The organism is Streptomyces sp. MspMP-M5, assembly GCF_000373585.1.
GTDB lineage: Bacteria > Actinomycetota > Actinomycetes > Streptomycetales > Streptomycetaceae > Streptomyces.
On sequence record NZ_KB891890.1, the window covers coordinates 95071 to 106765 of the forward strand.

Genomic DNA, 11695 nt, shown 5'->3' on the forward strand with positions numbered 1-11695 from the left:
GGGCGGCCGCGGTGGCTGGCCATGCCTGCCAGTTCTTCAGGGCGGCCGCCACCGGCTGCCCCCACTGGCGGTAGGGACGTCCGCCAGTAGGTCGTGGCGAGACCCTAACTTCCCTACCAAGTGAGCCACTTGGCGACAAACGCGGCGGAGCGAGCGAGCCGCCGGCACACGGGGCACCCCGTTCCCGGGGTGCCCCTCGTTGATGTCCGGCTGCCCTACGAGCGTGGCAGGTCGGTCAGCGAACGCTGGTACCGGCGCACGGCCTCTGCATCGAGGAGCCAGCGGGCCGCCGCGCCGTTCAGCTCGTTCTCCAGCTGTCCGGCGGACGAGCCCTGAGCCAGGGCGTCCCAGTACGCGATGCGGTCGTTCTCCTGCCGCCACATCTGCGCCGTCGAGTCCAGGGCGGCAATGGCCTGGTCGACGTGTGCGGCCAGGCGCTCGACATGACCCTTGAGGGTCGCGAACACCCCAACTTGCAGGCGGTCGGCGGTGAGCTTCGTCAGTTCGGTCCGGTATTGCGCGATGCCGGTGGCGGAGCGGTCCATGGCCGCGTGGGCCTCTTCGACGGCCTTGGTGACGCTCTCGAAGAGGACCGGTGACTCGACGGACTTCTTCACGCCCTGGTAGATGCCGGGGACCTTCTTCGCCTCGCCGTAGAACTTCACGGCGCTCTCCGCGATGGCCTCGGTGTCCCAGGCCGCGGTGGAGCGGGCGAGGGTGATGCCCGTCTGGATGACGGCCTTGCCGGTGCCGACGATGTCCTCCGCGGCCAGCGCCAGCTGGATTCCCAGTACGAGCGCTCCGGGAACGGCCTTGGCCGCGCCCAGGGCGATGGCCTGGTTCGTCTCGCGCAGCTCGCTGTCCAGTGCGGCGAGGTTCTTCTCGATCTCGGCGATTTCCCCGCCAGGGCCGGTGTACCGCTTTTCCAGGGTTTTCCCGTCGCTGCCGAAACGGACGCGATCGTCGTCGACCAACTGCTTGAACTGCTCGATCTCGCCCTTGGCCGTGGTCACACCGGCCTGGTTCTGCGACGCCAGGCGGCGCAGGATCGTCAAACCCTGGCGGAGTTCGGCCTGCGCGGTGGCATCGCCGTCACCCGCCCGCCGCGCGAGGCCGTCCATGTGCGGCGTGAACGAGATGAACGTCCCGGTGTAGCCCTGGACGTCGGTGAGCGGCTGGAGCAGCGCCGTCTGATAGGCGCCGCCCCACTTGACGGCGTGGCTTCTCGCCAGGTCCTGGGTCTGGGCCACGGTCGGCACCAACTCCAGGGAGAGGGAGGGCTGTTCGGTCACCGCGATCGCCGCGGCCGTGGTCAGCTGGTAGGCGGTGAAGAGTGCCTCGGTGGCAGCCGAACCCAGCCCGTTCGTGGGCGAAGGCGCAACAGGGGCTGGGGTCGTCATACGTCGTTCCTCTCTCTTGAGGCACCCAGCAGCGTGTCGAGCTGGCTGCCGAGGTCCCGGAAGTTGGCGGCGACCGTGTCGAGCAACGCGGTCACGAACCCCTTGTACGACGGGGACGTTCCGCTGACGGAGGCGATGGCGTTGGCCATGTGGCCGGAGGTCACGTTCAGGGAGTTGCCGAGTGTGGTCATCGCGTTCACCGCCAGGGAGACCGAGTGCGACAGCGCCGTCAGTCGGCCGGTCAGCGCGGATACGGCGGCGGCCTGTTGGTCCTTGCCGCCGCTTTCCCGCTCCAGCTCGGCGATGCGTCGCTCAAGGCCGTCGATGTCGGCGATGTTGTCGCCCCAGATGCGGGCGATGCCGTAGCCGAGGGGGCCGAGGATCCAGCCGACGTTCTCCCACCTACGGGCTTCGGCGATCTTGTCGCGCAGTGCCTGTGCCTGGCCCCGGAGTTCTTCGGCCATCCGCTGGTCGGTGGCGATCACTGCCGCGATGGTGTTCAGGTCCTCGGCGAAGCGGGAGGCGTCGGCGGTGAAGGCCCGGTTGAGTTCGTTGACCTCGGCCGTGTTCGCCGTCACGCGCTGCTGGAAGATGTCCAGGTCGCCCTTGACGCGCTGAAGATGGGTGACGAACTCGTCCTTGGCCGCCTGGTCGCCGGCTTCCGCCTGCGGAGTCAGTTCCGCCAGGCGCCCCGCGGCGGTGCCGAGGTAGTAGGACACGAGCGACCGGGTCAGGGACAGCGGCTCCCTGACGCTGGTCCGCGTCTTGTCGAGCCACGTCGCCGCGTGCGACTTGGCCGCGTCCACATGCTCCTGGAGCCCCGGGACCGCCGAGGCGTCGCCCACCTGGCCATCACGTACGTTCTGGGCTGCCTGGTCGACAGCCGAGAGAACCGTCGCGGTCATGGGTCAGGCCGCCTTCGTGACGAGGCCGCTCTTGTCGACGGGGAGTGTGCTCAGCTGGTTGTTGATCAGCTGGGCGGTGTCGTGCACCGACTCCCAGTCCTTCTTCGCGGAATCGAGTTCGTAGGCGAGGAAGGGCCCGTCGTCGGGGTTCACGTCGTCGTGCAGCTTCGTGATGACGCCGTTGAACTGCGTGTGGAGAAGAGTCCACGTGTCGGCCATCGACTTGAGGCTCTGCTCCGCCTTTTCATTGGCCAATGCGAGATTGTTGAATTGCAGCTCGACACCGGAAAGAAGGCCGATCTCCGACTTGATGTTGGCCAGATCGGTGATGTTCTTCGCCAGCTCGGACTTCTTCGAGGTGAAGTCCGCGCCCGCCACACCCATTGCCACCGTGCCGCCGCCCACCGCGGCGAGACCGCCGAGCACGATGGCGGTCGACGCGCCGCCACTGGGTATTTCCGCCAGCAGGCCCACGGCGATGGCGAGTCCGCCGACGACGGTCAAGGCCGCCCCGCCCGCAATGATCGACAGGTCCGTGGACATGGCCTGCCTGATCGCGTCCTGACGGTTCTCCAGCTGGCTGATGATTCCCTTGTCGCCCTCGTAGAGCGACTTGGACTTGGCCGCGAGCTCCAGGAAGTGTCCGTGGTCGTCGGCCACATCGTTGCGGAAGGACTTGAGCGCATCCAGCGCGCCGTCCGCCTTCGTCCGCTTGTCCTCGATCTGCGAGACCAGGATCTGCAGGCCCTTGACGAACTGCGCCCGGTTGTCGTCCGTCGCGATGTTCTGGGCCATGTTCATGAGCGGGTTGTAGAAGCTGGTGAAGGAGTTGCTGAAGCTCATCAGGTCGGTGTTGGCGCCGATGAGCAGCCCGGACACCGAGTCACGCCACGACGTGGCATGCGCCTTGGCCGCGGTTTGGTACTTCTCGGCGTCGGTGAGCTTGTCGAGCTTCACCGCGGGCTGTTCCAGCACGTTGGTGGCGTAGGTGTCGACCAGAGCCCGGTGGGCCCCGGTGTTCTGCGCGTGCTGCTGCAGCTTCCCGTTGGTGCCGAACGCCTGCTGCTTGCTGTCGGCGAGGAAAAATAACATACGAAGTCCTCCATTCCGCGCGGGATTTCCGCAGGAAATGACGTGAAGGTGTGTGGATGGGCAAGGCGGCATCCGGAATCGGTACGGCTCTGCCGACAAGGGGTGCCGGCGCATGGCACGGATGGGATGCCCCAATACTGAGCGTGCCGGGTTGATCACCGGCGCGCGGCATCAATATGGCAGACAACTCGGACCTTGATCCAATCGAGCTGGTGTGACGTACGCCACGGAGGCTCGGGGATTCGGGGCTCGGAAACGCGAACCTGCTGGCCGATTTCCGACGCGGGGTTGTATGGCCGAGAAATGATGCTTTCCCGCGGCCGCGGCTTGTCGCTGCCGCGAGAGTGATATGGGGTGTCGATGCGGCCCCAGGGTTCTGCCGCCGATTCCGGAGCGGACTGCGGAGGCGGCCCGCGCCGCCAGGTTGCCCGGACACGTCCGCGGGGCCCGTCGGCCCGAGGCGACCGCTGCCCCGGCACCGGGACCGGACGGGGCAGCCTCACCCGTGCAGGCCGGCGCCACCGCGACCGCCGAACGCGATCGGTACTCCACGCCCGGGGGCCCGCGCGGCCGCCGGCGGGGACCGCCGGTGGAGAACCCATGGCCGTACGCGGAGAAATGCTCTCGGGCGCTGTCACTCGGCGTGGGACGCGGCTGCGTCCGCGATCGGGGTCAACTGCGGGGAATTGCCAGGAAGTTGCTCCGCTGTCCGGGCGTGAGCGGGGGCGGGTGTCCGCACGGCGCAGCCGCAGATCGCCGGTGTGTCAGACCACGGCGAGCCGGTCCACCAGCAGTTGCACTCTCCGCTCGGTGTCCTCCGGCGGCAGCCGTCCCGCCCGGGTCAGGGTCGCCAGGCCGTGCAGGCACGCCCAGAACACCTCGGTGAACATCCCCTGGTCGACGCCGTCCCTGGCGACCTCGCCCAGGCTCTCCAGCAGGGCGGCGAAGGCATCCTTGAGCGGCTCCGGGGTGTCCTCCTGTGCGTATGCCAGGCCGCCGTCGAGCTGGAACAGGGCGTCGTAGACCGCCGGGTTGCGCTCGGCGAAGTCGAGGTAGCCGCGGGCGAGGGCGGTGACCCGGGCACGCGGCCCGTCCGCGGCGGCGGTCGCAGCTCGTACCGCCACGGCCAGCTCGGTGGCGCCCTGGAGGGCGACGGCGCCGATGATCTCGCGCTTGCCGCCGGGCCGCCGCCGGGCGCTGGGCTGGGCGCTGCTGGTGGAGGCCCTCGCCGCGTACGGCGACATGGCCACCGTGCTGGCCCACCACGGCTTCGTGGCCACCGCGCTCGGCGTTCACGGCCTGACCGCGACACTGATGGTGGTCAACGGCCTGCTGATAATGCGCGAGACCCGCAAAGTCGCGGCCGCTCCGGCAACGCCCGCACCGAAGCCCGTCGCCGTCCGGTAGCCAGGACCGGGAGAACGCCGACAGGGAGCGCCCGGCGTAGCGGGCGCATGCGCGGGTCAGATGGGGCTGATCGGTCGGCGCGGGGAGGCGGCTGCGGCGGCGTACCCGGGCGTCGACGCCCGGAGACCATGGACGCCGCTGCTATGGCCTCACCTGGGCTGTTTCGTTCGGAACACCGAACCCTTGGCGTGTGAGCACGCTCATCGAGTGCGGCGCCTCCGACGGCCTCTGTAACCTGGCGTCGCTGTACGTCGGGGGAGCTAACCGTGGAGAACATCCTGTCCGTGGCCATCGGGGCCGCTATCGGCCTCATAGGGGCCGTGTTCGGTTCCTGGTTCACCGCGCGCCGACAGGACCGCATGTGGCTCCGCGAACAGAAACTCAAAGCCGGGATCGGCTTCGACACGGCCGTAGTTCAGCTAATGGACTACCTGAAGGAAACACAGCTGAGTGACGACGGTCCCGGAGCCAACGAGTTGGCGAACCGGATGCAAGAAGCACGCTCAGCCCTCTACCTACTCTGCGCCGGCGACACCGTCGATCTCGCCGATGCTCTCGCGCGTCGGGTCTGGAGCACCCGGCCCACCGACGGCCGGGACGATCGCAAGGCCGATCACCAAGAGACGTTGGACCTCCTGCGCCGTTTCACCCACCAGCTCCGGCAAGAGATCGCCAGATCGTAGTCCCCATTGGATCACCGGCGGACCAGAGGAAGAAGCCACTTCGGATGCACCATCGTCGGGTATGACCTCGCTGTCGGCGATTGCGTAGAGGCGCTCGACGCGGGCCCCCTTGGCGGCGTAGCCGGGTCGCGGGAGGTCTTGAAGGTCTTTATGCGTGGAAACGAGGCGCACTCCTCGCGGAGCAGGGCCCGAAGGCCCTCGTGGCTGATGTCGTCGACCACCCCCTCGGCGACCAGGACGTCCGCCAGCTTGGCCAGGCTCCAGGTTGAAAACGGCAGGCTGTGCTCAGTCGGCCCGGACTTGGCGATCTTCGCCCTGGCCATCTTCACTGGCCGGCAGGCGCACTGCCTCGATGCCAGGGCGGCGCCCAGGCACGGCAGCCATCGCTCGCACTCACCTCCGTCGACGAGGCCGCACCACATGCGGGCCGTCATCTTCCGGGGCGGCCGGCGGCTGCCCCGGACCAGAGGCACCGGTCAGTAGTAGTGGCGCATGATGTCGGTGGCCCAGTCGGGTTGGGTGGTGTGGCCCTGGGGGCCGAACTCGGCCAGGTAGGGCTTGATGTCGAGGACGGGGGTGCCGTCGACGGCGTCCAGGCCCTGCACGTGCAGGTCGAGGCCGTCGGCCTTGATCAGGCGGCAGCGGGAGACGCCGAGCCGGTTGGGGCGGTTCTTGCCGCGCTGGGCGAAGATGCCGACCAGGGGCCAGTCGGTGTTGCCGCGTGGGTGCCGGGCCCCGGTCTGGATCTTGTCGGTGGGGACGCGGTCGAAGTGGTAGACGACTTCCAGGTGGGAGAAGGTGTCCAGGCCCGCCACCGCGTCGGGGCCGAACCGGCCGGCGTCCAGGCGGATGATCGCCCTCTCCCCGCCCCAGTTGTCGTCACGTACCTCCGCGCGCCCGCCGACCACCCGGCCCACCGGCACGGAAACCACCTCGGCAGGAGTGCTGTTCGAGGGCATGCGTCGTGCCTTTCGTCCAAAGGGTGGTGAATTCACTGGAGTTGGGCCACCGTATTGGTCGCCGCGGTACGTCGGTATACGGTCCCGGGCTACGGAGCCAGAAGTGGTCCAGTCGCTCGCGGAGCTGTTCCAGAAGTGCCCTCACCTCATGGTGATCGGCGGCGGATCCGTAGACCGCACCGATGGCGCCGATGGTGTCCCGGCACTCGCCAGTGTGCCAGTCGGCGGGACGGCGCACAGGGGCATTGGGCCGGGAGTCCCCAGCGGGGTGGTTCAGCTGGGATTGGGCGTTGCCGTCGTCGACGCACTCTCGCAAAGGTCGCCGCACTTGACCAGCGATTTCACTGGCATTTGATCGGCCGTGGTTAGCGTCAACGCCGTCCGAGGGGTCGTGCTGCAGTGCGCCATGCAGTGCGACCCACCACTACAGAGGAAGGACGCTCAGCAGCATGAGCAACACGTCCCGCATTGAGACCCGTGAGATAGCCGACGACGACCTCGACAGCGTCGCGGGTGGTCTCTCCGTCAGTGGCTCCCTGAACGGCCTGACCGCCACGTTCGCCCCGGGCCCCAACGGCATCCCCATCCTGACCGGCGGCTCCGTGAAGTCCGTCAGCCTTACGGTCTCCGACATTCCCCTGGGCCCGATCCACGGCTGAGGTACAGCTGTAGCACGGTGCTCATCCACCGGGCCCCGGAACCGTCCCCGGCCGTCGTGGGGTAATCAAGGGTCCTGTGCAACGTCGGCCTTCGAGACCTGGTTGTGGTCGTGGAGGCCGACTTTGCCGTATGCGGCGGCTGATGGTGTCTGTGCGGCGAAGGGGGGCCTGGCATGGCCATGGTGTCTATGTCGATCGCTGCGTACTGCCAACGCCACTGGTGCGGAAATTCCGGGGGCGGTCCCTGGCCGGCCATGGCAGGCTTTGTGGATGTCGATCGTTGACGTGTCTGCCGAGGTGTCCATCGCGTACGAGGGTTTCGGCGACCCCGGGGATCCGCCGGTCCTGCTCGTGATGGGTTTCGGCGCGCAGATGCTTGCCTGGCACGAGGATTTCTGCCGGGCGCTGGCGGACCGCGGCCGTTACGTGATCCGATACGACAACCGCGACTGCGGGCTGTCCACCAAGTTCGACGAACACCCCGTCGACATGGGGGAGTTCATCGCCGCCGTCAGCTCGGGTGACCTTCCCGCCGCCCTCGCGATGGTTCCCTACCGGCTTCCGGACATGGCCGGCGACGGCCTCGGTCTGCTTACCGCACTCGGTATCGAACGCGCCCACGTGGTCGGCGCCTCGATGGGGGGAATGATCGCCCAGACGATGGCCCTCTCCTGCCCGGAGCGAGTGCTGACCTTGACGTCGATGATGTCCTCGACCGGTGAGAGTGAATACGGCCGGCCCAGCACGGAGGCCCGGGCGGTGCTGTTCGGTCCGAAGCCCACGGACCGCGAGGGGTACGTCGCAGCGGCGGTGAAGGAACTGGTGTGGGCCTCCAAGCGATACGGCGACGCCGCGGTGTTGCGTGAGCTGGCCGCCGAAAGCTACGACCGCTCCTACTACCCCGCGGGGATCGGACGACAGCTCGGCGCGATGATCCTCAGCGGTTCACGCGCGGACGCACTCCGCGAACTGCGGGTGCCGACGCTGGTGATCCATGGCTTGGACGACACACTGATCGACCCCAGTGGTGGGAAACGCACCGCGGAGCTGGTGCCTGGTGCCGAACTCCTGCTGGTCCCCGACATGGGCCACGACCGCCCGCGCGCACTCTGGCCCCGTCTCATCGATGCCTTGGTGACCCACACCGGTTGACCAGGCACGGCTGTAGCGGCCGCGGTCTGCCTGCGCAGCGCAGAGTGCGCCGGGGAAGACTGGCTGCTCTGGTAGCGGTGCCTGCCCCGAGCACGTCGGGCCTGTCCCAGGTCCTCTGCGTAGCGGGGAAGGGGGTTGTCGTCGTGCCACCGGCGGTCGGCCTCCCTGGCACGCGCATCCGGAGCCGGCTCCCCGGTGGCAGCAGTCGACCTACAGCCGGCTGCCCCGACGTCGCTCGCGCGAGGGACAGTACCTGCCTATCCACGAGGCGGCGCGGCTGGTGGCTCCCGATGCCGTGCCCGGGCTGGACGAGGCCGCGCTCAGTTCGAGTTGCTGCAGACGCACGGGCTGATCCACGACGACATCATCGACGACTCCCCGGTACGCCGGGGAGCGCCGTCGGTGTACTACGCCTACCGCGAGCGGTTCCCCGACCGTCCGCGGACGGCGTTGGGACTGGCTGTCCTGGCCGGGAACCTGGCCGCGTTCCTGTCGGGCCAGACGCTGCTGACCGCCCCGGTGGCCCCGCGACCTGCGGCAGGCGATGGCGGCCGTACCGGCGACGGCAGACGCGGACACGATACGCGGGCAATTCCTGGACCTGGAGTGCGACTTCGGTCCGGTGCCCGACCGTGCGGCGCTGGACACCGTGTCCGAGTGCAAGAGCGCCCGGTACTCGGTGCTGGCCCCCCTGCAGCTGGGTCTGCTCGCAGCAGGCGCGGACGCGGCCGCCCGCGCTGCTGGCGGCGACGAGCGGCACGGAGCGGGCGGTCGTGGAGTTGGAGCTCGCCAGGCCCCGGCTGCCCACCGCAGACCGTCGAACGGGTGCAGGACATCGCCCGGAGCCACGGCGTCGACAGGCAGCTGCTCGCCGAGATCCGCCGTGGTGCCGAGGAGGCGGCCGCCGTCGCCGCCACCTGGCGAGGGCGGCGGCGGGGCGAAGCCGTCGAGTTCTTCGAGCAGCTGCCACTGTCGGGCGCGCTGCGCGCCAAGTGACCTCCCGTGCAGGGCCGCGCGACTGCTGTGCCTGGCAACGTTCACCGGGTCACGCAACTGCTGGATGGAGTCCTTGCGGGCCAGGTAGCTTCACGACATGAGTGAGGACGGCAGGACCCGGATCCGCTCCGCTGAGCAGGCGGATGCAGCCGTGATCGCGCGCATCCACATGACCTCTCGGTCGGCGACCATGCCCTATCTGCCTCCGCAGAAGCGCAGTCACGAGCAGGTGACCCGATGGGTCGAGGACGTCGTGCTCAAGCAGTGCCGTACCTGGGTCGCAGTGCGTGATCCGGAGGTCATCGGCTATGCGGCCCTTGACGGCGACATGCTCGAACACCTCTATCTGCGCCCGGACGTCCGTCGGCAGGGAATCGGCACGCTGCTCCTCGACGAGGCCAGGCGGCACAGCCCTGACGGGATGTCCCTGCATGTCTTTCAGCAGAACACCGATGCCCGCGCGTTCTACGAACGCCGCGGTTTCATCGTCGTCGACACCAATGACGGCGATCACAACATGGAGAACCTGCCGGACATGACCCTTCGCTGGACACCGAACCGCGCGCGGTGAACGGTGCCGCCCCCGCGCAGGTAGCGGTGCAGGGGCGAACCATGCGATCACAGCGCCAGGCGACTGCGCAGTGTCTGGCGTCGAGCGCTGGGCCAGGTCTCTCCGATCATTCAGTTGTCCGGCCGTACCGCGCTATGAGTGACTGGGCGTTGCCTGGCATGCTCAGCCGTATGAAGATCGCTACTACCCAGCTCACCTGCGTCCCGGCCGACATATCCGCCAACGTCCAGCAGATGGTCGCCCTCGCCGGCGAGGCCCGTGCGCAGGATGCCGAGCTGGTGGTTTTCCCCGAGCTGGCGCTGACCGGGTACGAGCTGGAAGCTCTGCGCGCCGATCCCTGCCTGTGGGTGGACGCAGACGATCCGCGCCTGGACGCTGTCCGGGGGAGCGGTATCGCCACCGTCGTCAACTGCGCGGTCGACACGGGCGGAGAGCGTCCCGCCATCGAGACGCTGGTCTACGGAGCCGACGGTGAGCTGATCACCACCTACCGGAAGCAACACCTGTACGAGCAGGAGCAGAGCGTGTTCGCGGCCGGGCAGCGGGACGGGCGATTCGAGCTCGGCGGACTGCGTTTCGCTTTGGCCACGTGTTACGACAACCACTTCTCCGAACTCACCTGCCGCAGCGCTGCCGACGGCTGCCAGGTGCACCTGGCCAGCTCGCTGTACGGCACGGGCGGCGGGGTCGAGGAACGTGCAACGGTCTATCCGGGCATCGCCAAGGACGCGAACCTGTACGTCGTACTGGCCAATCATGTCGGCCCGGCGGGTGCGTGGACCGGCTGCGGCGGTTCCGCGCTGTGGGCTCCGGGCGGCGCCCTTCTGGCGGAGGCCGATGCCGACCGGGCCATGGTGGTCACCGCCGAGGTGGGATAGGCCGCCGGGGGCGAACGGGCGGCCTATCCGACCTCAGCGTCCCGCCGACGAAGTCACCCACCCCCGGTCGGCACAGGCACTGCCCGCGACCCGCGACCCGCGGCCTGCCCGGACGAGTGCATCTTCTGCTGGTCGCCCCACGGAGGCGTGGCTGCCGACGCGTAGGTGCGGGCTTTCGCCTTCAGTTCTCGGTGGAGGTGCGGCGGCGGGAGGCGAGGACCAGGCCGGCGCCGGTGGTGAGGGCGATGGCGGTGCCGCCGATCGCCCACGGGGTGGTGGGGCCGGCGCCCGAGGCGGCGAGTTGGGCGCCGGTGTCCTTGGCGGTGTTCTGGGACGGCTTGGCGGTGTCCTGGCCAGGGGCGACGGCCGGCTTGGCGTCGGCGCCGCGGTCGCCGCCGTTGTGCTTGAGCTGCTCGCCGGTGGCGGGCTTGGTCGCCTCGCCGTGGTTGCCTTCGGCGTTGGGCGCGGGCTTGTTCTTGGCTGCGTCCTTGGCCGCTTCCTTGGCTACGTCCTTGGCCGCTTGCTCGGCGAACCGCTCCGCGTCGGCCTTGTCCTTGGCGCGGGCCTCGTACTGGCCGACCTCCAGGAAGTGGCGGATGTCCTCCATGGTGCCGTCCAGTGCCTTGCTGGCAGCTTCCTTCACCTTGGGGCCGCCGTTGTGGAGGATCCGCAAGGTCCGCACCCGGTCGTCGTCGTCCTGGGCCTTCTGCCGGCCGACCTCAAGGAAGCGAACCCGGTCCTCGGGAGTGCCGTTGAGTGCCGCCTCGGCGGCTTCCCGCACGCCACGGCCGGAGTTCTTGTCGGAAAGGATCTTGAAGATGGCGAAGCGGTTGTTCTCGTCGGCCTTCGCGTTCCCCTGGGTGTCCGGCTTGACGTCGGGTGCCGTGTCAGGGGTGGAGCTGGCCGGCGACGTGGCGGTTTCAGCGGCGACCGCCGGAGAGGCGAACAGGACGGCAGGCGCTATCGCGGCAGCCGCGACGACAGACGAAATAC

Annotated in this window: 12 protein-coding genes and 3 pseudogenes; 8 read left to right on the forward strand and 7 right to left on the reverse strand. The window is 68.8% G+C overall.

Annotated elements, in window-relative coordinates; genetic code table 11:
• Window positions 1–215 precede the first annotated feature (215 nt).
• The 4 genes from B073_RS0117335 to B073_RS0117350 form a co-directional block, all read right to left on the reverse strand.
• Window positions 216–1400: an HBL/NHE enterotoxin family protein gene (locus B073_RS0117335; protein ID WP_018539352.1), complete on the reverse strand. Its 1185-nt coding sequence runs from the start codon at window positions 1398–1400 to the stop codon at window positions 216–218.
• Window positions 1397–2305, reverse strand: coding sequence for an HBL/NHE enterotoxin family protein (locus B073_RS0117340; protein ID WP_018539353.1), 909 nt, complete (start codon window positions 2303–2305; stop codon window positions 1397–1399). Before B073_RS0117340 ends, B073_RS0117335 begins: the two co-directional genes overlap by 4 nt.
• 3 nt (window positions 2306–2308) lie before the next feature.
• Window positions 2309–3397 carry an HBL/NHE enterotoxin family protein gene (locus B073_RS0117345; protein ID WP_018539354.1) on the reverse strand — a complete coding sequence of 363 codons (1089 nt, stop codon included), beginning with the start codon at window positions 3395–3397 and terminating at the stop codon, window positions 2309–2311.
• Window positions 3398–4161: 764 nt separating this feature from the next.
• On the reverse strand, window positions 4162–4641 hold the full coding sequence (locus B073_RS0117350; RefSeq protein WP_018539355.1) for a TetR-like C-terminal domain-containing protein: 480 nt from the start codon (window positions 4639–4641) through the stop codon (window positions 4162–4164).
• On the opposite strand from B073_RS0117350, the pseudogene B073_RS40245 reads away from it, so the two are divergent.
• Together B073_RS40245 and B073_RS0117360 are read left to right on the forward strand one after the other, a co-directional pair.
• Window positions 4571–4804: pseudogene (locus B073_RS40245) on the forward strand (DUF4267 domain-containing protein); the annotation flags it as partial. The gene B073_RS0117350 and the pseudogene B073_RS40245 sit on opposite strands and share 71 nt — an antisense overlap.
• Window positions 4805–5070: 266 nt before the next feature.
• Window positions 5071–5487, forward strand: a complete 417-nt coding sequence (locus B073_RS0117360; RefSeq protein WP_018539357.1) for a hypothetical protein — start codon at window positions 5071–5073, stop codon at window positions 5485–5487.
• A 36-nt stretch (window positions 5488–5523) separates the two neighbouring features.
• Here B073_RS0117360 and B073_RS49045 read toward each other — a convergent pair.
• Both B073_RS49045 and B073_RS0117370 read right to left on the reverse strand, forming a co-directional pair.
• A pseudogene (locus B073_RS49045) lies at window positions 5524–5819 on the reverse strand (IS630 family transposase); the annotation flags it as partial.
• Between the two features lie 144 nt (window positions 5820–5963).
• Window positions 5964–6446, reverse strand: a complete 483-nt coding sequence (locus B073_RS0117370; protein WP_051094042.1) for an SAM-dependent methyltransferase — start codon at window positions 6444–6446, stop codon at window positions 5964–5966.
• Window positions 6447–6895: 449 nt separating this feature from the next.
• Between B073_RS0117370 and B073_RS0117380 the strand changes: the two genes are divergently transcribed.
• From B073_RS0117380 to B073_RS0117400, 6 genes and pseudogenes are all read left to right on the forward strand, one after another.
• Window positions 6896–7105: a hypothetical protein gene (locus tag B073_RS0117380; protein WP_018539360.1), complete on the forward strand. Its 210-nt coding sequence runs from the start codon at window positions 6896–6898 to the stop codon at window positions 7103–7105.
• Between the two features lie 270 nt (window positions 7106–7375).
• On the forward strand, window positions 7376–8257 hold the full coding sequence (locus B073_RS0117385; RefSeq protein WP_026247483.1) for an alpha/beta fold hydrolase: 882 nt from the start codon (window positions 7376–7378) through the stop codon (window positions 8255–8257).
• 195 nt (window positions 8258–8452) lie between these two features.
• Window positions 8453–8704, forward strand: a pseudogene (locus B073_RS47940) (polyprenyl synthetase family protein); the annotation flags it as partial.
• Between the two features lie 378 nt (window positions 8705–9082).
• Window positions 9083–9253, forward strand: a complete 171-nt coding sequence (locus B073_RS47945) for a hypothetical protein (RefSeq protein ID WP_018539362.1) — start codon at window positions 9083–9085, stop codon at window positions 9251–9253.
• Between the two features lie 97 nt (window positions 9254–9350).
• Complete coding sequence (locus B073_RS0117395; protein WP_018539363.1) at window positions 9351–9824, forward strand: GNAT family N-acetyltransferase; 474 nt, start codon at window positions 9351–9353, stop codon at window positions 9822–9824.
• Window positions 9825–9994: 170 nt separating this feature from the next.
• Window positions 9995–10702, forward strand: a complete 708-nt coding sequence (locus B073_RS0117400; RefSeq protein WP_018539364.1) for a carbon-nitrogen hydrolase family protein — start codon at window positions 9995–9997, stop codon at window positions 10700–10702.
• A 181-nt stretch (window positions 10703–10883) separates the two neighbouring features.
• Here B073_RS0117400 and B073_RS42820 read toward each other — a convergent pair.
• On the reverse strand, window positions 10884–11695 hold an 812-nt coding region (locus B073_RS42820), incomplete at its 5' end, for an ALF repeat-containing protein (RefSeq protein ID WP_018539365.1).

Coding starts and splice junctions, on each gene's coding strand:
- B073_RS0117335 (WP_018539352.1), bottom strand. CDS start 1,400: ATGACGACCCCAGCCCCTGTTGCGCCTTCGCCCACGAACGGGCTGGGT.
- B073_RS0117340 (WP_018539353.1), bottom strand. CDS start 2,305: ATGACCGCGACGGTTCTCTCGGCTGTCGACCAGGCAGCCCAGAACGTA.
- B073_RS0117345 (WP_018539354.1), bottom strand. CDS start 3,397: ATGTTATTTTTCCTCGCCGACAGCAAGCAGCAGGCGTTCGGCACCAAC.
- B073_RS0117350 (WP_018539355.1), bottom strand. CDS start 4,641: ATGTCGCCGTACGCGGCGAGGGCCTCCACCAGCAGCGCCCAGCCCAGC.
- B073_RS0117370 (WP_051094042.1), bottom strand. CDS start 6,446: ATGCCCTCGAACAGCACTCCTGCCGAGGTGGTTTCCGTGCCGGTGGGC.
- B073_RS0117380 (WP_018539360.1), top strand. CDS start 6,896: ATGAGCAACACGTCCCGCATTGAGACCCGTGAGATAGCCGACGACGAC.
- B073_RS0117385 (WP_026247483.1), top strand. CDS start 7,376: ATGTCGATCGTTGACGTGTCTGCCGAGGTGTCCATCGCGTACGAGGGT.
- B073_RS0117395 (WP_018539363.1), top strand. CDS start 9,351: ATGAGTGAGGACGGCAGGACCCGGATCCGCTCCGCTGAGCAGGCGGAT.
- B073_RS0117400 (WP_018539364.1), top strand. CDS start 9,995: ATGAAGATCGCTACTACCCAGCTCACCTGCGTCCCGGCCGACATATCC.